Below are 21,563 nucleotides of genomic sequence, written 5' to 3'. Positions count from 1 at the left end.
ATGCGAAAAATTACAAATAAACGTGCACAAAGTATGAAGGCTAAACAACGAGCAAATATTACTTTTCGTATGAACATATTGTTTTTCTCGATTTTTGTACTTTTTACAATGCTAATTCTTCGTTTAGGCTATTTACAAATAGTAAAGGGAGAAGAATATACAAGTTATTTAGCCCGTAAAGAAGAAGTTCCTGTAAATACTAGTGTACCGAGAGGGCGAATTTTCGATAGCGAAGGTCGAATAATGGTCGATAATCTTCCTCAACGAGCTATAACATATACAAAAATGCAAACAACGAAATCCAAAGAGATGTATGAAATTGCAGAAGAGTTAAGTCTTTTAATAGAAAAGGAACCAGACGACATCACCAAGAGTGATTTGCAGGATTTCTGGTTAAAAAAATATCCCGAAGAAGCACTTGAATTAGTAACAGATAAAGAGCGTAAAGCAATAGAAGCAGATGAAGACTTAGAAAAAAAGGATAAAAGTAGAGCAATTGACCGCTTGACTAGAGACAGAATAACAGAGGAACAATTGAACTCCTTTACACCAGAAGAACTAGAAGTCATAGCGATTTATCGAGTAATGGCCTCTGGGTATGCATTATCTCCTCAAATTATTAAAGGAGATGATGTGAAAGAGGAAGTAACAGTTGAAGAATTTGCGCGAGTCTCTGAAAGACTAGGTGAATTAGAAGGTGTAAATACTACAACTGATTGGAGAAGAATAAAAACTTCTTCACTAGCGATATTAGGCTCAACAACATTACCAAAAGTAGGTATTCCAAAAGATCGATTAGATTATTTTCTTTCTCGGGACTATTCTCGTAATGATCGTGTAGGTACAAGTTACATTGAACAACAGTATGAGGAAGTACTCCAGGGTCAAAAGAGTGTCGTCAAAAATATAACGGATGGAAAAGGAAGAGTTTTTGATATTCAGACAGTTTATGAAGGAGAGCCTGGTAAAGATTTAGTGTTAACAATGGACAGTGAAATTCAATTAGCACAAGAAGAAATTCTTGCAGAAGAACTACTTAAATATAGTAAAAGCTATGGTGGAAAATATTTAGAACACGCTTATTTTATTATGATGGATCCCTATTCGGGTGAAGTACTTTCATTAGTAGGTAAACGGGTTGGAATAAATGAAGATACAGGGGCAAAAGAAATACAAGACTACGCATTTGGTGCATTTACGAATGCATATGAAGTTGGATCCACTGTGAAACCAGCTACAATACTTACTGGTTATCGCGAGGGAGTCTTACAAATCGGAACCTCCCTTGTGGATGAACCAATCCGTATAAAGGATTCGAAGCCTAAAAGCTCTGTATTTAACCGATCCGGAAGTATACGGATGACTGATTTACAAGCACTAGAGCGTTCTTCCAACGTGTATATGTTTAAGACAGCTTATGGTATTGCAGGCAGTACTTATCGAGCAAATCAGTCTATTAACTTTGGGACAGATGCCTTTCTTAAAATGAGAAGTGGTTATGCTCAACTTGGACTCGGTACTTTAACAGGAATTGATCTTCCGGGGGAAGTAAACGGGAGCACGGGTGGATTTGAAGATGGTAAGCTACTTGACCTAAGTATTGGACAGTTTGATACGTACACTACATTGCAACTTGCTCAGTTCGCTAGTACTCTTGCAAATGGGGGCAGTAGAATTCAACCTCATGTAGTTAAGGAAATTAGGGAGCCTTCTGGGGATGGTATCCAACTAGGGAAAGTTGTAAAAGAAATGATTCCTACTATATTAAACACTGTAGATAATTCACGTGAAGAAATCGAACGTGTTCGTCAAGGGATGAAACTTGTGTATTTTGGTAGTAAAGGAACGGCTAGAAGCGCATTTGGAAACGCTCCATTCACTGGGGGAGGAAAAACTGGTACTGCTCAAGCTAGCCACTTCGATGCAGATTTATGGCAAACATTTAATACTGTTAACTTAACGCATATCGGATTTATACCTTATGATAATCCGGAAATAGCGTACGCGCTTGTTATTCCAGATGCTTCGTTGGAATCAACATATAAAACTAATTTTTCTACCCCAATAGCAAAAAGACTTGTCGATAAATATTTTGAGATTAAGCAAAAAAATAATGCAAAATCTGTAAGTGATTCTACTTCATCCTCACTTATTAAACCGGCATTCACAAATGCTAAAATAGATGAAGAAGAAACAGAATAATTACGTTGGTAATAGAGTAAAAAAGGGAAGTGAGTCCATCACTTCTCTTTTTTATTTGTTGAAAAGCTAACTCAGCCAAGAAATCCCTGTATACTTGCAGGGGTTTTTAAGTGCAGTGGTATTCTACTTCAATCAAAAAAGTGAGCAGATAAATTTATCGAATTCGCTATAACGAAACGATGATTAAGAATAGCATTAATACAGGTTCTAGTTAATATAAATAATGGATTACCATGCTTTGGAAAGTGTTTTCCCCCTCAGCTGCAATCACAAGGATATGCTGCTGAGCACATCCTTGTAGAATCCCCCCTCATCGGGTAGGTATATTTATACTGAAAGCTATTTATTTGCTGCGCCATGTCGTTTACTTGCCCTAAGTGCAACTCACTTAGTAAATGGTGATAATTCAACCAATTTCATACGAAGCATACAGAAGCGCACATTCTTGAGGACAGGATTTCTATTATATGGATACTTTGAGCTTCTTGATTAGATACTTTTTTCTATATAAATAGTTTTAACTGCATAAACTTCACTAATATTTCCGACCGCGCTCCGATTCTATTTACAAAAGCTTTACACTCCATTCATACCGACTAAACATAAACCCTTTAAAGTAAAGCTTGTAAGAAAAAGAAAACAAAACATATAGGGGGATTTACCTGATGAAAAGCTGGAAGTATTTTATGATGACAACAATGGTTGGTTCTGCACTTGCACTAGGAGCTTGTGGAGATGATTCAACTACAGATGAAGTTGAAAACGAAACTGGTACAGAAGAAGCTGCAACAGGTGATACTCAAGATGAAGAGGCAGTTCTAGAAGGACAAGTATCTGGTGACGGTTCAAGTACAGTAGCACCAATTATGGAAGCTCTTGTTGAAGAATATGCAGCGGTACAAAATAAAGTTCAAGTAACTGTAGGTGTATCTGGAACTGGTGGAGGATTTGAAAAATTCATCGCTGGTACAACTGATTTCTCAAATGCATCTCGTCCTATTAAAGATGAAGAGAAAGCAGAATTAGAAGCAGCGGGAATTGATTTTACAGAATTTAAACTTGCAAACGATGGTTTAACAGTAGTAGTAAGTAAAGATAATGACTGGGTTGAAGATGTAACAGTAGAAGATTTAAAGAAAATGTGGATTGAAGATGGAACGACAAAAAAATGGTCTGATATCAATCCAGATTGGCCAGCAGAAGAAATTGTCTTCTACTCTCCTGGTACAGATTCCGGAACTTATGACTATTTTGATGAAGTAATTCTTGATGAAGCAGATCTTGTGAAATCTGCAACGCTATCTGAGGATGATAATGTATTAGTTCAAGGTGTCCAAGCGGACAAAAATGCAATTGGTTTCTTCGGTTACGCTTACTACTTAGCAAACCAAGATACTTTAAAAGCAGTTAAAATTGGCGGGGTTGAGCCAAATAACGAAACAATTGAATCGGGTGAATATACACCACTTTCACGTCCACTATTCACTTACGTTAGTAACAAAGCACTTGCAGAAAATGCTGCATTATATGACTTCATGCAATATTCTTTAGAAAATGCAGGAGATATGGCTGAAGCGGTAGGGTACGTTCGTTTAGAAGATGCAGAGTATGATAAGGGTCTATCTACTCTAGAAGGCTTAAAATAAGTTGCTATATAGGTAAACGGAAAAGGTGAGGAATGGGTAGCTCATGCTACTCATTTCTTGCGTTATGGTAAAAGGGGGATTCACCGTGGGTCAAAAACATAGTGCCCAAAAGCTTTCAGTACAAGAGCTTATCCAGAAATCTAGTGGCAAAAAAAAGAAGAAAGTAATAGAAAAGATGATTCCGATTATCCTTTTATTGATAGCTTCTGTGTCTGTCCTAACGACATTTGGAATCGTTGGAACATTGATTGTTGAAACAGTTATATTTTTTAAAGAAGTAAAAGTTACAGAATTTATATTCGGTACAGAATGGTTTCCTTTTGCAAATACAGAACAATTATTTGGAATCCTTCCATTAATAGCAGGGACATTAAAGGTTACAGCTATTGCCGTCGTAGTTGCGGTTCCATTTGGAATTGCATCAGCAATTTTCTTGAGCGAGTATGCTTCTGATAAATCAAGAAGGATTATTAAACCGATTTTAGAAGTGCTAGCGGGAGTTCCTACTATTGTATACGGCTTCTTTGCACTAACATTTGTTACGCCTTTACTTCAACAGTTTATACCGGATTTAAAAATCTTTAATGCTCTAAGTCCTGGGATTGTCGTAGGCGTTATGATTTTACCGATGATTGCATCATTATCAGAAGATGCACTGTCATCTGTACCTAATTCAATACGCGAAGGTGCATTAGCAATGGGCTCTACTAAATTAGAAGTCGCATTGAAGGTAGTTTTACCAGCAGCACTTTCTGGAATTATGGCATCTATCGTACTAGCAGTTTCTCGTGCAATTGGTGAAACTATGATTGTTTCTCTAGCAGGTGGATCTACACCAAAGTTCGATTTTAATGTTACAGAATCTATTCAAACAATGACTGCGTATATCGTTCAAGTTTCATCAGGTGATGCAGGTTACGGAACAACTATTTATTATTCTATTTATGCGGTCGGATTTACGTTATTCCTCTTTACATTGTTAATGAACTATCTTGCTCATGTTATTTCCAAAAAGTATCGGGAGGAATATTGATATGAGATATGTAAATCATGAAGCGGTTGTAAAGAAAATGAACAAACGATTAATAGTAAACCGCATTTTCAAAACTATATTTTTTGCTGCAACTTTATTTGCTTTATTGGTTTTAGGAGTACTTTTCTACCGTATTATCTCTCAGGGAGTTGGTTACTTAACACCTGAATTCTTCCAAAACTTCGGGTCACGTATACCGGAAAAAGCAGGGATTAAAGCAGCGTTAATTGGTTCGATATGGTTGATGTGTGTAGTTGCACCGGTATCTATTATTCTAGGTGTTGGGACAGCTATTTATCTTGAAGAATATGCAACAAAAAATAAATTAAATGATTTTATACGAATGAATATTTCCAACCTAGCTGGTGTTCCATCTGTAGTGTTTGGTTTATTGGGTTTAACGATTTTTGTTCGGGCTTTGGCGCTAGGGAATAGTGTTTTAGCAGCAGGTTTTACAATGAGTTTGTTAATATTACCAGTCATTATTGTTGGAGCGCAAGAGGCAATAAGAGCAGTTCCGCAAGATGTTCGCGAGGCTTCTTATGGCATGGGTGCAACAAAATGGCAAACTATTATTAATATTGTACTGCCTTCAGCTATACCAGGTATTTTAACTGGCGCTATATTAGCACTTTCTCGTGCTGTAGGAGAGACGGCACCTTTAGTAGTAATTGGTATTCCGGTAATTGTACACTTTCTGCCGGATAATTTACTTAGTCAGTTTACAGCACTCCCGATGCAAATTTATGATTGGGCGAAAAGACCTCAAGAGGCTTTCCAATACGTTTCTTCAGCTGGAATCCTTGTTCTTATGATTTTCTTGCTCATTATGAACTCTATCGCTATCTTTATCCGAAATAAATTCCAAAAACGCTATTAAACATGATGAATATTAGGAGGAACTAAAATGGTACAATTGTTGGAAAAAGGGTCAGCAAGTAAAATGGAAACATCAAGTATTGTATACGACACACAAAAATTAAACTTATGGTATGGAAATCATCACGCACTGAAAAATATTGATCTACAAATTAAAGAAAATGAAGTTACTGCTATAATTGGACCTTCTGGCTGCGGTAAGTCAACATATATTAAAACTTTAAATCGTATGGTAGAACTAGTACCAACTGTCAAAACGTCTGGGGAAATCCTTTATCGTGAACGAAATATCTTTGATGCAAATTACGGGGTAGAAGAACTTCGCACAAAAGTAGGGATGGTTTTTCAAAAACCTAATCCATTTCCAAAGTCTATTTATGACAATATTGCTTATGGTCCGAGAATACATGGTATAAGAAATAAAAAGGTTTTAGACGAGATTGTTGAAAAAAGTTTACGTGGAGCTGCTATATGGGATGAAGTGAAAGATCGTTTAACAACGAATGCTTATAGTTTATCTGGTGGTCAGCAGCAACGTATTTGTATTGCTAGATGTCTTGCTATAGAACCAGATGTTATTTTAATGGATGAACCGACATCGGCACTCGATCCAATTTCAACTCTTAAAGTAGAGGAATTAATACAAGAACTAAAAGAAGACTATTCAATTATTATCGTAACACATAATATGCAACAAGCTGCTCGTATTTCTGATAAGACAGCATTTTTCCTGAATGGGGAAGTTGTAGAATTTGATGCAACAGATGTTATTTTTTCAACGCCTGAAGATAAACGGACAGAGGATTATATATCAGGTCGTTTTGGATGATAAAGGGGGTTATTCAAACATGGTAGGAAGAGAGAAATTCGATGCGGATTTAAACCAAGTTCAGTCATTGTTACTGGAGTTAAGTAATACAGCTATCGACACTTTAGATAATTCTATGAGTTATCTTTTTGAGAAAGATATTGAAGGTGCACTGGCTATACTTGATAATGATGAACACATTAACCATTTGGAAGAAGAAGTGAATGATCGAGTAATTTTGTTAATAGCAAAACAACAACCTGTTGCAACCGATCTACGTAGATTAATGGTGCTAGTCAAAATTGCGGCAGACATGGAGCGAATTGGTGATTATGCTTGTAATATTGCTAAGGAAACAATTCGTATTGGGAAAGATGAGCATATTGAGACAATTGCTTTGCTTGAAGAAATGCGCAGTAAAACGATTAAAATGCTTAAACAGGTTCTCGATGCATTTACGAACGAGAATATGGAAGAAGCTAAAAGTATAGCAAAATTGGATGATGAAGTAGATGAAATGTACGGGCATATTATTCGTACACTTCTCAATACAGGCGTAAATAATCCCGCCCAGCTAAGCCAGGTCACTCAATTATCTTTTGTGTGTCGTTATTTAGAGAGATCTGCCGACCACGCTACAAATATCGCAGAACGTCTATTATATTTATTAAAAGGAAAGCATTACGAATTAAATAATTAATACGTGAATCAATTTTATAAAGAATATTATATAGTTAAATCCGAACAACGCTGATTTCCGCTCTAGGCGGACGCTTTCCGCGGGCACGGCTTCAATCTCCTCGTCGCTATACTGATGGGACTGAAAAAATTACATTATATTTAATGATTTGTTTTTCAAGATTAAAATAGGGCACTTTTTGTTCAATATGAACAAAAAGCGCCCTATTTTATTGTCCAGTTCTTACTATGATTTGGCGAAGCGGATTGACATCACCTACATTTACTTTCCTTTAGTATACTAAGAAAATATTTTTGAAGGGAGTGAGTGCAAGTTACAAAATTGGATTGAAGTGAAGAGTGGCGACTCCAGTGGGAACAGCGCGAGCTGAAGACCCTGGACTGAGCGTGCGAAGGAAGCGGCTGAAGCCGTGCCCACGGAAAGCGTCCGTTCGAAGCGGAAATTAACGCATATCTTCATCTCTATTATTGAAGACCTAAAGTCTTTTTGCATGTTCTTTCTTAACGAGTAATTGTTTCGGCAATTTGTTTTAAAGACATGGAGGAGTTTAGTTCATAATTTCCTATTTGGATGCGTTCTGCTAAACCTTGATCTGATAAATAATTATCCATATCGACTTTGTTTAAAATGATACCAGCTTCTGCTAGCTGTGCACTTATTTCTGATGAAGCCATCCCTACCTCAACAGAGAGAGTCATCGACGCAACAGTTGGGGTTTGTTCAGTAGTTGCGGTTTCGACAACTTTATCTGTTGCATTTGTTTGGTCTTGTTGTGCAGTATTTAAATCTAGTTGCAGTTCAGCGAGTTGTTTTTTTACTTCAGTAAGTTCCTGTTGAGCCTGCTCATAATCATCCTCAGTACTAGTACTAGTAGAAGTTATTTCCTCTTTTTCGACAATTTCTTCTATTTGAAATGCAGCACCAGCAAGAAATAATCCGATTCCTATATTTCGAATGGTTTTATTCATCACTTTCCACCACCAATTACGTATTTTATTTCATCAATGGTTAAAGAGGAACGGGTACCAATTTCTTTTAATGAATAACCTTGTTTATGCAATTCTAAGACTTGGTTTTTTATAATGTCATGAATGACAGGTTTGTTTTGTTTCTTTAATGGTGCAGTTACTTTTGTAGATTCGATTAGTAGTTCTTCCTCTACTACTTTAAGTCTGCGCTTTATAGTGCTTGTTTCTTGATAAACCGTGAATGAAAGATCTTCTAATTCTGATTCCATTTTTTTGGAGGAATCCTTGAAGAAAAAAGAAATTGCTATTAATACAACACCAATAATCATTATAATGATGGAAAAGTCCATTGTATTCACCTCTATTGTTATATTCCTATACTCATACTACCATATTCAAAAAAACTTTGAATAAATTCTTGTATAAATAGTAGATTTTATTTGGATCTATGCTATAATTGGTTAGTCGTATAAATCATGCTCAAGTTTTATATTTAATCCTGACAAAGAGTGGGAGGGACAACCATGCGCGTTAATATTACATTAGCTTGTACAGATTGCGGAGAGCGCAACTATATTTCTAAGAAAAACAAGCGTAACAATCCAGAACGTCTTGAACTTAAAAAGTATTGCTCACGTGATAAGAAAATGACTCTTCATAGAGAAACTAAATAATAACCTAAACCAAAACCAAGTATGGTTTTGGTTTTTTTCTATTGTAAGGAGGAATGACTTACTTTGACAAAGAAAATTGCGAGAAGTGCGATGAGAGATCGATTAACTTCTTTAGATGAAGTAACATATAATAATTATTCAAAACAAATTGAAGTACAGTTTTTGAGACATATAATGGATTTAGACGTTTCCACTATTGGATTAACGATTTCTAACTTTCCTGAAGTCGATACATGGAGTATAATAAAACAATTATGGAGCATGGGAAAAAATGTTGTAGTTCCTAAATGTTCACCTTCGGATAAATCTATGGTATTTTATCAAATACAAAATTTTGATCAATTAGAACGTGTTTATATGCACTTACTCGAACCTAATCCACTGAAGTCTAAAGCAATTATCCCGCAAGAGATTGATATACTAGTCGTACCTGGAATTGTATATAGTGAAACAGGATATCGTATTGGTTATGGTGGGGGCTATTATGACCGTTTTCTAACCAATTTTAGTGGAGATACAATATCATTGGCCTTTGATATTCAAGTAGTGGAATTCGTTGAATATGACGTGTTTGATATTCCTGTAGATAAAATTATTACACCGAACCAAACTTTTCTGTGCAAACAGATTCGACAAAAGGATGAATAGTATGAATTCAGTATACGACGTTATGCAACTTTTGAAACGATTTGGGATATATGTATATACGAAAGATCGTCTAGCAGATTTAGAAATAATGGAAGATGAAATTCGAGAGCTATATAAAATGCAAATGATTGAGTCAAAAGAATTTCAACTAGCCATTTTATTATTGAGAAAAGAACAGAGTAATTGTAAAGTTTAGAACACGTCAGAGTTGATTTTGCTCTGACGTTTTATATTTTTATAAAAAAATGAAACTTTTTACTGGTTGAATCCGTCTAATATAGGGTATGGTATGTAAGACTTGTACAATTGTATCAAAATCCTTATTCTTTTATGTTGATTTATTGTAAAGAAAGGATTAAGATAAGTTTTGTTGCTTTTAACATATTAAATTAAAGAGTAAAAAGGGGAGGGTGTAGGCATGAATAAAAAAAATTGGCCAACACATTCTATTCTGATTCTTGCTATTGTGGCAACATGGATAAAAACATATATCGTTTACCACACGAGCTTTGACATGGATATTGAAAATTTGATGCAACAACTGATACTTTTTATTAATCCGCTAAGTTTTTTACTATTTATCTACGGACTTTCCTTATTTTTTAAGAGTCCTAAAGCTAGAAATAGATATATAGTAATTGCTAGTATAATACTTTCAGCTGTTGTATATGCAAACGCTGTATTTTACCGTTTTTTCACAGATTTCATTACAATACCGGTACTATTTCAAACAAGTAATTTTGGCGATTTGGGTTCCTCTGCAGCAGAAAGTATCTTTTTAACTGATATTTTCTATTTCACAGATGTTGCCATCATCATTATTGCATTGAAGTGGTTGAAAATCGGGGACAAAGTTACACTTGTAAAGCCTGCTGTAAGAAGAGCTTATTTTGTAATGACTGCAGCAATTCTATTTTTAAACTTAGGTTTATCTGAAATTGAGCGACCACAGCTACTAACACGAAGCTTTGATCGTGAAATGCTTGTAAAGAATATCGGACCGTATAACTATCATTTATATGATATATATATCCAATCTAAATCACATGCTCAAAGAGCACTTGCTGATGGTAGTGAATTAGTAGAAGTTAATAACTATGTGCGATCAAACCAATTAGATGCTAACGAAAAAATGTTTGGAGTTGCAGAAGATCGTAATTTAATCGTAGTTTCTATGGAATCCTTACAATCATTCGTTATTAACAATGATATGAATGGTCATGTAGTGACGCCATTCTTAAATTCTCTAACGCAAGATAAAGACACATATTATTTCTCTAATTTTTACCATCAAACAGGGTTAGGGAAAACGTCTGATTCTGAGTTTTTATTAGAAAATTCTTTGTACCCATTAGGTGGAGGAGCAGTATTCTTTACCCATAGTGGGAACACATTCCATTCGATGGCAGAAAGCTTAAATGAAGAAGGATACTATACAAATGTATTACATCCTAATAATAAAAGTTTCTGGAATAGAGATATAATGTATCGCGCATTGGATATTCAAAAGTATTATGATGAACAAAGTTTTGTAGTGAATGAAGAGGATTCTGTTAACTGGGGTATGAAGGATATTCCATTCTTAGAGCAATCAGTTGATTTAATGGCAGATATGCCTCAGCCATTCTATTCACGTCTAATTACATTAACAAATCATCATCCTTTTACTTTGGATGAAGAAGATATGCTTATTCCGGAGTATAATTCTAACTCTAATACACTCAATAGATATTTCCAATCTGTTCGATATATGGACGAAGCATTGAAACTATTCTTTGAGGACCTGAAAGAACAAGGGTTATATGATAACTCTATTATCGTTATGTACGGAGATCACTACGGAATTTCCGAAAATCATAACAAAGCAATGGAGCAATATTTAGGGAAAGAAATAACTCCATATGAATCGGCTAAACTTCAACGTGTTCCATTATTCGTTCATATTCCGAATAGTGGAGAAGGTAAAGAAGTTACCGAGACGTCTGGTCAAATTGATTTGCGTCCAACAATTTTACATGCATTGGGTGTTGACACATCTAAAGATATGCAGCTTGGAGCAGATTTGTTCTCAGAAGAACATGAAGAATTTGTTGTATTCCGAGATGGCGGTTTTGTAACTGATAAACTTGTTTATGCAGGCAATGCTTGTTATGATAATGGAACAGGTTTACAGATTGAGATGGAAAGCTGTCAGCCTTATATAGATAGAGCCACTCAAGAACTTGGATATTCCGATCAAATTATTAATGGTGATTTACTGCGTTTTTATGATTTGAAAACTGGGAACTTGCTTATAGATGAGGCAATAAAAGAAGATGAATAAGAAAAAGCACGGACATTTTATTGTCTGTGCTTTTTTATGAAACAAAATCGCTTTACATTCGTCTATTAAGATAAGAAGGGGGGAGTATGTTGAAAAAAGCTTTTATATTATTATTTTGTGCCATCTTCCTCCAAGCATGTGCAGACATTGAAACAAACATTCCTAAAAACGAGGTTGAAAAACCATCCGATATTGATATAGTTGAAGTCGATAAACCAACTGATAAAGAAATACCATCAATCTTGTTGGATAACAATGCCTTTCAAAGTGTGGTAGGGTGGATGTCTAATGAAGAAATAGTTTTTATTATTGCGGAAAAGGGACAATGGTTGGTTAGATCATATAATGTTTCAACGAATAGTTGGCGAACAATTTATACTACGACTACTCCTATTATTCAGGGTACCATTCATCCTTCTAAAGAAATGATTTTATTACATACTTCCAAAGACTCTTCAACAGCAGAAATTCAATTTTTACATAAAAATGGTTATGTTTCTCAAAGCCTATCGTTCGAATCCGCTGAAATTTACATGGATTGGCATCCAACAAATCCAAACTTAGTTGTTTTTTCTACCTTCTATGAGGATTGGTCTTATAGTACATTCGTATATGACGGTGTTACACAAGAGTTAACTTCTATTGAAGTAGAAAATCCTTTTGTGAAATGGTATGACGAGGAAAAATTAATGGTTTTTAGATGGTCTGACTCTGGATTAGATGGTAGTGAACTTTTGCTTTACTCAATCTTAGATGGAACATTAAAGACTACTGGTGAAGAAAAAATATTAGACGTAACAAACATAGGAGAAGCAATTGTTTACGTTCAAATTAACGAAGAGAAAAAGCAATTTGAGTACCGTCTTGAAGAGTTAAATGGTACTAAAAAATATGAGTGGGTAACACCTGCAGTTTCAAATTATTCCGAATGGGTCACTTCGTCTATGTCTATTATTTCACCAACAGAATTTATCTTACTAAACGCAAAAGAGTTTCGTAATCAGGATGATGATAACCAACAGAGTGTATTGTCAAAGATATCTTTAGACGGCCAACAGATATTGGGAGAAACAAATGAACAGCCTATATCTTGCTCTCCTAACGCAGAAAATTGCTTGGGAGGATTTGCAAAGGAAAATTGGATTATTACGAATCCGATGGTCGAAAAGAAATGGATTCATTTAAATGAATAGAAAAAAGCTGCTGTACATATATGAAATGTACAGCAGCTTTTTTAATTACGTTTTAGTGTAAGCTTGGTGGGAAGCCTTGGTTCACAATAGTCATGACTGTAAAGAAGCCAAAAACAGCGAATGTACCAAAGTTAAATAGAACACCTAACACATTCTTTTCTTTAAAAGCTTGATAAGTGCCAACTACAGCTAAAAGTGTAACTAGACCAAAGATAACCATTAATAAGTTCATGAAAAGACACTCCTTTCGACATCAGAAAATGAATGTCGCATTTGCATATTCCTCTTCTATTGTAATTCTAATTGTAAGTTTTGTCGAGTAGAAAAGTGGTGAATAATTGAACAAAAGATGGTATTTCGTTTATGATAGGTAAGAGGTGATTATTATGTTAAATGTTCGAACTTATCCACTAGGTTATATTCAAACAAATTGTTATTTGGTTTCTAATAACATGAAGCAATGCTTAATTTTTGATCCAGGAGGAGAAGGGGAAAGAATAATTAGTGAACTTCATCGTTTAAAGATGAAACCGCTAGCTATTTTATTAACTCATGCACATTTTGACCATATCGGAGCAGTAGAACAAGTGAGAGAGTGCTTTGATATTCCAGTATATATCCATACATCAGAGAAAAAATGGTTGGCAGATCCTTCAAAAAACGGCTCATCCAAATATGCTGAAATCCCTTCTATTATTTGTAAAGAGGCGGATTATTTAATAAATAATGAGTCAGAGTTAAAAATTGGAGAATTCCACATGGAACTACTACATACACCAGGACATTCACCTGGTAGTTTAACCTACTATTTTCAAGAAGAGAATTTTGCTATTGTGGGGGATACCCTTTTCCAAAACAGTATCGGGAGGACAGATCTCCCTGGAGGTAACCAATCTGAGCTAATGAAAGCCATTCATACAAAACTGCTAACACTACCCGAAACAACACTTGTTTATCCAGGTCATGGTCCATCCACAACTATTGAAGCAGAAACGGAGTCGAATCCATTTTTAAATGGATTTTAATAGATGTGCTCCTCCTAAATTAAAATTATATTTTGGGTTCACGGGACATATAGAATGTTTCAGGTAGACGCTTTAGGAGGCGTTACCTCAGCTTAACACGATAGATGGTCATGAAGGTGTCGCGATCGCGAGGGGGAAGTCTCAGCCTTCTTATTATAGTGTGCTACGTTGTTCAGCATAATATGTATTTACCCAGCTATATGATATTTACTTAGTTGATGAAAATGGTCATTATCACTAAAAACCCACTTGGGAAAAATAATACAAAACGTCTGTCCAATGGTCTTCGAGAACATTAGAAACAGGTTTATCCTAAATAAGCAAAAAAGCAACTCAATAAATGAGCTGCTTTTTTGGGGAATGAATTATTAATGTCCCGCGCCTGGTACATGCATGAATGTCGTGTAATATGTAAATCCTGCGAAGAAGAACATTAAGTAAGCTCCGAAGATGTACATATACATACGCTCTGAAAGGTTTAAAAACCCTAAAAGAAGGAATAATCCCGTATTTGCTAAAAATAGTAAAGAAGCTTCTGTCATATCACCTAAATAAAACATAACTGCAAAAATCCCTGTCCAGAAAGCCATTACTTTATACATATTGCCCATTTGTAGTCCCTCCTTTTACAACCATACAAATAATTCTCATATTTATTATAAATGAAAGTGTTGATACATGTAAACTGATTATTAGTTTTCTTTACACATTATACTCTGCATTGTCACAAATATGTATTATCTATGCACTCATTATAGAACTTCTATTTGATATACGCAATTGCTACAGTGATTTTGTTTACTTTCTAGCTGAACAAATTCATTATTTGGAAACAAAGCATCAAACTGTCCTTTTAAAAATGATTCATGGATACTACAAATAATGTGTGGATGATTAGACAGTTGTCCTTTATAGGGACAATTATAAATAGAAAATGTAATAATTTGTTTATCATCTTTATTCGTGATATTTGGAATATAGCCAACAGAGAGAGCGGCGGCAGATAGTAGCTCTATTTTCTGATCGAAGCTCTGCTCAGCTAATAATGACTGTTGGATAGAATTGTGCCCAGAAGTATAGCTGATATTTTTGGCTTTTTCAAGCGCTTCAATACCCATAGTTTCTACTAACTCTAATAACCACTCTAACAGTAAATGATTTTCCTGTTTAGGAAAACTTAAGTGTATTGGTAGATCTGCAAGTGAATATATACGTGCAGGGCGACCGCCTTTTTTGTTATTAAGTAACTCAGAAGTAATTAACTTAGATTCATTAAGTTTGGTTAAATGGAGTCGAGCAACATTTGGATGGATGCCGAATTGATCTGCAATTTGTTGCACATTTACTGATTGGACTTGTTTAACAATATATTGATAAATCGAATACCTAGTTTCGTCTGCTAATGCATTTGTTAGCTTTAAAGTATTTGGCATACAATTACCTTCTTTCTGATATTAGTTACTATTATAATAAAGAAAGAGAGATTAACAAAATAATTATCATATAACAGAAAATTTAAAAAACTACTTCCATTTCTCAATGTAACCAAGTATAATACTTAGTACAAGCTGTTTGCGGTCGCAACTTGTATCTGGGGAAAGGAAAATTATGCAACAAATAGAAAATATGATTGAACAAAAGTGTTTTCGCTTACTTAGTAAAGCCCATAAATTCGGTGCAACAGACTTGCACATGATTCCTAATGAAGAAAACTACATTTATTACTTTAAAAAAAATTCTCAGATGTTTGAAGCAGGCAAGCTCCCTTTGAATTTAGGTGAGCGTATCATTTCATTCTTCAAGTTTTTATCCTCTCTTGATATCAGCGAAAAAAGAAAACCACAAAGTGGTTCCTTTCAACAAGTATTCGATTCTCATAAATTCTCATTTCGTGTTTCTACACTTCCTTCCATTTTTAGAAAGGAAAGTATGGTAATTCGCCTCCAACTGCATGACAACGCCAAAATTATTCATTCCCTCTCTCTATTTAGAGATGCAACTGAAAAAATTGTAGATCTTGCGAATAATCGCCAAGGATTGATTTTATTCGTTGGCCCCACTGGCTCAGGAAAGTCCACCACTATGTATTCACTTACCAAATATTGTGCAGAAAACTTAAATCGACATGTAATTTCGTTAGAAGACCCAGTCGAGAATAGTCAGTCTCACTTACTTCAAATACAAGTAAATGAACGTTCCGGAGTGACCTATTCTGCAGGATTAAAGGCTATATTACGCCATTCACCAGATGTAATTATGATAGGGGAGATTCGAGATGAGTCCACTGCGAAAGCAGCTATCCAAGCAGCGCTCACTGGCCATCTTGTCGTTTCAACCATACATGCAAAAGACGGCGTAGGATCTCTATATCGTCTATTAGATTTAGGTGTCACTACAGAGGAGTTAAAGCAAACGATTATCGGTATAGTTACTCAAAGACTAGTCGTAGCTTCAGCAGAGAAAGACTCTGAATTATCTGCAGTGTTTGAGATTCTTTCAGATGATTTGTTAGAGGAAGCATTTCACTCTATGTTAATAGGTAAAACTTACCGTATTCCGTATCCCCTTTCTTTATCCTATCAAATTGAGAGAGGTGTAAGAGAAGGTGTTATTGAAAAAGGTTAAAAGTTATTTGGAAAGGAAGCATCAAACAATCCCGCCAAATATGCATTCCTCTTTTTTGAGTAGGCTTAGTGATCTTTTAAAAGAAGGTTACACATTTCACGAATCAGTGACTATGCTATTGCCATTTCATGTGAAAGATTCAGAGACTGTTAGCAAACAAATAACGGATGTGCAAAGAAGTGGATTATCCGCCGTTGATGTTTTTAAGTTATTAGGGTTTCCGAGCAGATTATTGTTGCCATTGAATCTTGCTTCAGTACATGGCAAATTACAACAAACAATTGCTGTATTAGGGGTGAATACTGCATTTTTTGAAGGCGCGAAAAAACGTTTAAATAACTTATTGTTGTATCCAATATTTTTATTTTTGATACTTTTTTTATTGTTTACGATGTTTAGAGTTTATTTCTTACCAAATATGGAATCTTTAATTGGTTCTAGAGTAAATATGTCATCGGATAATTCTTTAAGTTGGACAGGATATCTCTTGCAAATGCCAAATATATTTTTTGTAACGGTGATAATTTGCTCCTGTCTAATTATTTTGTCCAATACGATTGTGAAACGGCTTCCCATAGAGAATCAGCTCTTGATTTATTTAAATTTACCTATAGTTAGAAGTTGGTACCGTTTGTTATTGACGAGAGTATTTGCAAGAGAGATGGGAGTGCTCTTGGAAAGTGGTATGCCATTACAACAATCATTTGAAGCATTGATTGCTCAAAATGAACATAAAGTGCTGCAGTTTATCGGTGATCAGATGAAAGAGAAGGTTATACATGGTGAATCGTTTTCCAGTGCGGTTCTGCTATTAGGCACGTTTACAAACGAATTATTTCATTTTGTTGTGCACGGTGAGAATAGTGGTTATTTGGGTAGAGAGCTATCTCTCTACAGTGAGTTTCTCAGTCAAGAAATTGAAAGAAAGCTTTCTCGATATATAAGTATAGTTCAACCAACTTTATTTTTAATATTAGCTGTTTTTATCATTGGTGCTTATTTAGCAATATTATTGCCTATTTATAACATGATTAACATTGTGTAAAGGAGATATTATGAAGAAACTACTGAAAAATAACAGAGGTTTTACTCTAGTTGAAATGATGATTGTTTTGCTTATCATATCTGTACTAATTCTCATATCAATTCCTAATGTGACAAAGCATTCTGCAAATATTGATGAAAAAAGCTGTCAAGCATTTGTGAAAATGTTGGAAGGTCAAGTTGCTGCATACAAAATTGAACATAAAAAAATCCCTAGTTTAGCTGAACTTGAAGAAGGTGGGTATTTGCCGGGTATTGACACAACATGTCCGAATGGAGATCCAGTTAGTATTGATGCTTCAACAGGTAAGGTCAATAGTAATAATAACAAAAATGGAAAGAAATAAGTTGAACGAGAAGGGGTTCACAATGATTGAGATGTTACTTGTTTTATCGATTGTGATTGTAGTATCTTCTTCGGTTCTTCTATTAACATCTACTAAGATGAAGGAAATGGAGGAAGAAAGATTCTATAGACAACTTCATTTGGATATTCAGCGGCTTCAGGCGATTTCAATTACAGATTACAGATATACTCACTTAACATTTCCTGCGAATAGAACTAAATATGAGGGAAAGATCGCTGATAAGCTTTTGTTTGAAAAAGAGTTACCAAAGCATATGCGTTTAAGTGTTGATAGTACTTTAAAAGGTATTGCATTTCATCCAGGTGGAAATGTAAATGATTTCGGTAACTTTTTGTTTGAAACAGATAAAGGCGAGAAGCGAATAACGCTTTATATAGGTAGAGGTGTCGTAAATTATGAAAAATAGTAATGGTTTTTCTTGGCCGGAGACAATTTTATCATTAAGTATCACTTTTCTAATTGCTACGACAATATTGCCGTTATTAAGTAATATGATGGTTCAATTAGAAGATCAAAAGAGGAGGTATCATACTTCATTGGTCTTGTATGAGGTTGCAAAGACTTATACATTTGAAAGTATTTCGAATGGTGTGATGTATATAGAAAAGGTTCCATATTCTTATGAAATAGATAACGAAAATATTTGTATAAACTACGAAGGGATGCGAGAGGTGCAGCTTAAATGTGTACCATTAATAAAATGAAAATAAGTAATCAATTAGGTTACACATTACTAGAGGGGATTCTTCATCTAGCAGTGTTTATGCTGTTTGCTCAAGTGCTAGTAGCTACTATGTGGTGGTTAACAAACACGGAAGCAAGCGTGACTGATAGTACTGAAATAGAATGGGCGTTGTTCATACAATATGTAGATTCCTATCTAACCGAAGTGGACTCCATTGAGATAGAGAATTTAAACAACTTTACGATAAGAAACGATAAAACAACTTATAAAGTGGGATTATACAAAAATCTGGTCCGGAAACAAAAAAACGGAGATGGTCATGAGCAGATGTTGGTTAATGTTGAGTCCTTATTTGTTACGATGGAGGATAAGTTACTTCAGATTAAAGTTAATTTCTTGAATGGTATAGAGAAGGAGCATGCGTTTTATGTTACATTTAGTACAGAATGAAAGAGGGGTTTTCTTTCCAGCTGTAGTTATTTTGTTGCTAGTTGTAACTGTCTTCTTACTGACAATTACCGCAGCATATCAATCCAAATATCAAACGTACGATGCCTTGGAGAAGTTTTATACAAATGCAACAGTTGAAAGGTTAGAGATATTTCATCGACAAAATATGCGATAGTTGTTACTGAATCCATTTTTTTATAGTTGTAATAAAAAAAGCCACTCTCTATAATAAAGAATAACTTGTTGGAATTATGGCACCGAGAAAATTGGAGTTTAGTGAGTTGGTGAATCATGTATAAAGTATATTTAGTTGGATTTATGGGCAGTGGTAAAAGTGCGATTGGTAGGAGATTGAGCTTTTTCTTAAAAATGCCCTATTATGATATGGATAAGGAAATTGTGAGATTACAAAATAGAACGATTCCTGAAATTTTTGAGCAAGAGGGAGAAGCTTACTTTCGGAAAGTAGAGACTGACTTCCTAGAAAATTTCCGGAACGAATCGTGCATTATTTCTACAGGTGGTGGGGTTGCCATGAACGAAAAAAATATTGAAGTGATGCGAAGAACTGGACTTGTACTTTATTTAGATGCAACTTTTGAAGATATATGGATGAGAATTAAAAGTGACAAAAACAGACCAATTGTGCAAAATAGTACAAAGGAAGAATTAGAACAATTGTATAAAACGAGGAAATGGTTTTATAAAAAGGCTGCACATATAACAATTCGGACAGAACATCGACCATTAAGACAGATTACGGAGTATGCTGGATACCAAGTGAATCGTCTGAAAGGCGAATGATTTTATTTATTTCGATTTAAATGTTCGTGTTTTACTAATTTTATTAAAAAGTATTGCTTCTGATTTACTTGAATGTTAGGATATAGACAAAGAGTGAGTTATACAGATATCGCGAATGATTATACGGGGAGAGAACGCATTAGCTGCGTCGCCGAAGGAGCAAGTAATGAAAATTATGAATCTCTCAGGCAAAAGAACTCGTATAGGACGCAACTCTGGAGAGCGCTTTCGTTTATACATACGTGAAGCCACCAAAGAGGAAAGCCATTTTTGGTAAACTTTCAGGTCCCAGGACAGAGAACCCTTGTTTTTTCAAAGGGGTTAATCTGTCCTTTTTTGTATGGAAATAGTGAAGGAGGAGATTATTTTGGCAGAACAGTTGAAACGAACACCTTTATTTGATGTATATGCAAATTACGGAGGAAAGACCATTGACTTTGGAGGTTGGGAGCTTCCAGTACAATTCTCAAGTATCAAGGCAGAACATGAAGCAGTAAGAACGAAAGCTGGTTTGTTTGATGTTTCTCATATGGGAGAGATAATCCTGACAGGAACAGCTAGTGAGGAATATCTTCAAAAACTTATGACGAATAATGTCTCAAAATTAGTAAATGGTCAAGCACAATACACAGCCATGTGTTATAAGGATGGCGGTATCGTTGATGATCTATTGATTTACAAAATTGAAGACAATCATTATCTTCTTGTTGTTAACGCTGGAAATATCGAAAAAGATTTTAACTGGATGCAGGAAAATATTACTGGAGATGTAACACTAGTAAATAAATCAGAAGATTATGGTTTACTTGCTTTACAAGGACCGTTAGCGCAAGTAATTTTACAGAAGCTGACTACCAAAAATTTAGATGAGATTGGATTTTTCCGTTTTGCAAATAATGTCGATGTTGCTGGTAAAGATGTCATTATCTCTCGAACTGGCTATACAGGGGAAGATGGATTTGAAATATATGCATCTGCAAATGATGTAACAGAGCTGTGGAGCAGCATATTAGAAGCAGGTAAAGAAGAGGGTATTATTCCATGTGGTCTTGGTGCTCGAGATACATTACGTTTTGAAGCTTGTTTACCACTATATGGACAGGAACTAACAAAAGATATTACTCCTCTTGAAGCTAATATTGGATTTGTCGTAAAACTTAACAAAGACCAAGATTTTAATGGTAAAGCTATCTTGCTTGAACAAAAAGAGAATGGTGTACCAAGAAAAAGTATTGGTATCGAAATGATTGATAAAGGAATTCCTCGTACGGGCTATCCGGTATTTGTAGATAACAAGCAAATTGGTCACGTTACATCGGGTACACAATCTCCTACTCTTAAGAAAAATATTGGTTTAGCTTTAATTGACACAACATTTGCAGAACTTGGGCAAGAGGTGGAAATTGAGATAAGAAATAAACGATTAAAAGCAATTACAGTAGCAACTCCGTTTTATAAAAGAGAAAAATAAGACATAGAAAGAGGTTG

The 21,563-nt window shown here is 35.0% G+C and carries 26 protein-coding genes and 1 riboswitch; of the genes, 21 read left to right on the top strand and 5 right to left on the bottom strand.

Going from position 1 to position 21,563, the window contains the following annotated elements:
• From ACQCPR_RS11045 to phoU, 6 genes are all read left to right on the top strand, one after another.
• The gene (locus tag ACQCPR_RS11045) at positions 1-2,202 is read left to right on the top strand and encodes a peptidoglycan D,D-transpeptidase FtsI family protein (protein WP_427137046.1); all 2,202 of its coding nucleotides are present in this window, start codon (positions 1-3) and stop codon (positions 2,200-2,202) included.
• 665 nt (positions 2,203-2,867) lie between these two features.
• Positions 2,868-3,848: a PstS family phosphate ABC transporter substrate-binding protein gene (locus ACQCPR_RS11040; protein ID WP_093496846.1), complete on the top strand. Its 981-nt coding sequence runs from the start codon at positions 2,868-2,870 to the stop codon at positions 3,846-3,848.
• Positions 3,849-3,912: 64 nt separating this feature from the next.
• The gene (pstC, locus tag ACQCPR_RS11035; protein ID WP_427138938.1) at positions 3,913-4,881 is read left to right on the top strand and encodes a phosphate ABC transporter permease subunit PstC; all 969 of its coding nucleotides are present in this window, start codon (positions 3,913-3,915) and stop codon (positions 4,879-4,881) included.
• 1 nt (position 4,882) lies between these two features.
• Entirely contained in the window at positions 4,883-5,761 is an 879-nt protein-coding gene (gene pstA / locus ACQCPR_RS11030; protein WP_093496845.1) for a phosphate ABC transporter permease PstA, read from the top strand.
• A gap of 27 nt (positions 5,762-5,788) precedes the next feature.
• Positions 5,789-6,589 (top strand): phosphate ABC transporter ATP-binding protein PstB, encoded by an 801-nt coding sequence (pstB, locus tag ACQCPR_RS11025; RefSeq protein WP_090563758.1) that lies wholly within the window; start codon positions 5,789-5,791, stop codon positions 6,587-6,589.
• A gap of 19 nt (positions 6,590-6,608) precedes the next feature.
• Positions 6,609-7,268, top strand: coding sequence for a phosphate signaling complex protein PhoU (phoU, locus tag ACQCPR_RS11020; RefSeq protein ID WP_093496844.1), 660 nt, complete (start codon positions 6,609-6,611; stop codon positions 7,266-7,268).
• Between the two features lie 500 nt (positions 7,269-7,768).
• Here phoU and ACQCPR_RS11015 read toward each other — a convergent pair whose 3' ends face one another.
• Both ACQCPR_RS11015 and ACQCPR_RS11010 read right to left on the bottom strand, forming a co-directional pair.
• Complete coding sequence (locus tag ACQCPR_RS11015; RefSeq protein ID WP_427137045.1) at positions 7,769-8,236, bottom strand: hypothetical protein; 468 nt, start codon at positions 8,234-8,236, stop codon at positions 7,769-7,771.
• Positions 8,236-8,586 (bottom strand): hypothetical protein, encoded by a 351-nt coding sequence (locus ACQCPR_RS11010; protein ID WP_090563749.1) that lies wholly within the window; start codon positions 8,584-8,586, stop codon positions 8,236-8,238. Before ACQCPR_RS11010 ends, ACQCPR_RS11015 begins: the two co-directional genes overlap by 1 nt.
• 174 nt (positions 8,587-8,760) lie before the next feature.
• Here ACQCPR_RS11010 and rpmG point away from each other — a divergent pair, with 174 nt between their 5' ends.
• From rpmG to ACQCPR_RS10985, 5 genes are all read left to right on the top strand, one after another.
• Positions 8,761-8,910: a 50S ribosomal protein L33 gene (gene rpmG, locus ACQCPR_RS11005; protein WP_090563747.1), complete on the top strand. Its 150-nt coding sequence runs from the start codon at positions 8,761-8,763 to the stop codon at positions 8,908-8,910.
• Between the two features lie 63 nt (positions 8,911-8,973).
• Entirely contained in the window at positions 8,974-9,558 is a 585-nt protein-coding gene (locus tag ACQCPR_RS11000) for a 5-formyltetrahydrofolate cyclo-ligase (RefSeq protein ID WP_427137044.1), read from the top strand.
• A 1-nt stretch (position 9,559) separates the two neighbouring features.
• The gene (locus tag ACQCPR_RS10995) at positions 9,560-9,754 is read left to right on the top strand and encodes a YqgQ family protein (RefSeq protein WP_427137043.1); all 195 of its coding nucleotides are present in this window, start codon (positions 9,560-9,562) and stop codon (positions 9,752-9,754) included.
• Positions 9,755-9,976: 222 nt separating this feature from the next.
• A complete protein-coding gene (locus ACQCPR_RS10990) occupies positions 9,977-11,881 on the top strand; it encodes an LTA synthase family protein (protein ID WP_427137042.1) in 1,905 nt (634 codons plus the stop codon).
• An 89-nt stretch (positions 11,882-11,970) separates the two neighbouring features.
• Positions 11,971-13,074, top strand: coding sequence for a hypothetical protein (locus tag ACQCPR_RS10985; RefSeq protein WP_427137041.1), 1,104 nt, complete (start codon positions 11,971-11,973; stop codon positions 13,072-13,074).
• A gap of 52 nt (positions 13,075-13,126) precedes the next feature.
• On the opposite strand, the gene ACQCPR_RS10980 is transcribed toward ACQCPR_RS10985, so the two are convergent.
• The gene (locus ACQCPR_RS10980) at positions 13,127-13,306 is read right to left on the bottom strand and encodes a DUF2759 domain-containing protein (RefSeq protein ID WP_090563737.1); all 180 of its coding nucleotides are present in this window, start codon (positions 13,304-13,306) and stop codon (positions 13,127-13,129) included.
• 154 nt (positions 13,307-13,460) lie between these two features.
• Here ACQCPR_RS10980 and ACQCPR_RS10975 point away from each other — a divergent pair, with 154 nt between their 5' ends.
• Positions 13,461-14,099: an MBL fold metallo-hydrolase gene (locus ACQCPR_RS10975; RefSeq protein ID WP_093496628.1), complete on the top strand. Its 639-nt coding sequence runs from the start codon at positions 13,461-13,463 to the stop codon at positions 14,097-14,099.
• Between the two features lie 368 nt (positions 14,100-14,467).
• Here ACQCPR_RS10975 and ACQCPR_RS10970 read toward each other — a convergent pair whose 3' ends face one another.
• Together ACQCPR_RS10970 and ACQCPR_RS10965 are read right to left on the bottom strand one after the other, a co-directional pair.
• Positions 14,468-14,710 (bottom strand): DUF2626 family protein, encoded by a 243-nt coding sequence (locus ACQCPR_RS10970; protein ID WP_090563733.1) that lies wholly within the window; start codon positions 14,708-14,710, stop codon positions 14,468-14,470.
• A gap of 141 nt (positions 14,711-14,851) precedes the next feature.
• Positions 14,852-15,532 carry a helix-turn-helix transcriptional regulator gene (locus ACQCPR_RS10965; protein WP_427137040.1) on the bottom strand — a complete coding sequence of 227 codons (681 nt, stop codon included), beginning with the start codon at positions 15,530-15,532 and terminating at the stop codon, positions 14,852-14,854.
• A 175-nt stretch (positions 15,533-15,707) separates the two neighbouring features.
• Between ACQCPR_RS10965 and comGA the strand changes: the two genes are divergently transcribed.
• From comGA to gcvT, 9 genes are all read left to right on the top strand, one after another.
• A complete protein-coding gene (gene comGA, locus ACQCPR_RS10960; RefSeq protein WP_427137039.1) occupies positions 15,708-16,724 on the top strand; it encodes a competence type IV pilus ATPase ComGA in 1,017 nt (338 codons plus the stop codon).
• Positions 16,711-17,769, top strand: coding sequence for a competence type IV pilus assembly protein ComGB (comGB, locus tag ACQCPR_RS10955; protein ID WP_427137038.1), 1,059 nt, complete (start codon positions 16,711-16,713; stop codon positions 17,767-17,769). The genes comGA and comGB overlap by 14 nt, the downstream gene beginning before the upstream one ends.
• A 10-nt stretch (positions 17,770-17,779) precedes the next feature.
• Positions 17,780-18,115 carry a competence type IV pilus major pilin ComGC gene (gene comGC, locus ACQCPR_RS10950; protein ID WP_269922904.1) on the top strand — a complete coding sequence of 112 codons (336 nt, stop codon included), beginning with the start codon at positions 17,780-17,782 and terminating at the stop codon, positions 18,113-18,115.
• A complete protein-coding gene (comGD, locus tag ACQCPR_RS10945; protein WP_427138937.1) occupies positions 18,042-18,542 on the top strand; it encodes a competence type IV pilus minor pilin ComGD in 501 nt (166 codons plus the stop codon). The genes comGC and comGD overlap by 74 nt, the downstream gene beginning before the upstream one ends.
• Positions 18,532-18,840, top strand: coding sequence for a hypothetical protein (locus ACQCPR_RS10940; RefSeq protein WP_090563719.1), 309 nt, complete (start codon positions 18,532-18,534; stop codon positions 18,838-18,840). Before comGD ends, ACQCPR_RS10940 begins: the two co-directional genes overlap by 11 nt.
• Positions 18,819-19,271 carry a competence type IV pilus minor pilin ComGF gene (gene comGF / locus ACQCPR_RS10935; RefSeq protein WP_427137037.1) on the top strand — a complete coding sequence of 151 codons (453 nt, stop codon included), beginning with the start codon at positions 18,819-18,821 and terminating at the stop codon, positions 19,269-19,271. Before ACQCPR_RS10940 ends, comGF begins: the two co-directional genes overlap by 22 nt.
• Positions 19,249-19,446 (top strand): hypothetical protein, encoded by a 198-nt coding sequence (locus ACQCPR_RS10930; RefSeq protein WP_090563715.1) that lies wholly within the window; start codon positions 19,249-19,251, stop codon positions 19,444-19,446. Before comGF ends, ACQCPR_RS10930 begins: the two co-directional genes overlap by 23 nt.
• Before the next feature lie 116 nt (positions 19,447-19,562).
• Entirely contained in the window at positions 19,563-20,075 is a 513-nt protein-coding gene (locus ACQCPR_RS10925; RefSeq protein WP_090563713.1) for a shikimate kinase, read from the top strand.
• A gap of 115 nt (positions 20,076-20,190) precedes the next feature.
• Positions 20,191-20,285, top strand: a riboswitch (glycine riboswitch).
• 157 nt (positions 20,286-20,442) lie between these two features.
• Complete coding sequence (gene gcvT, locus ACQCPR_RS10920; protein ID WP_427137036.1) at positions 20,443-21,546, top strand: glycine cleavage system aminomethyltransferase GcvT; 1,104 nt, start codon at positions 20,443-20,445, stop codon at positions 21,544-21,546.
• Positions 21,547-21,563: the final 17 nt, after the last annotated feature.

Origin of the sequence: Psychrobacillus psychrodurans, assembly GCF_050209195.1 — a bacterium.
Classification (GTDB): Bacteria; Bacillota; Bacilli; order Bacillales_A; family Planococcaceae; genus Psychrobacillus; species Psychrobacillus psychrodurans.
This window is presented reverse-complemented; position numbering and strand designations above follow the sequence as displayed.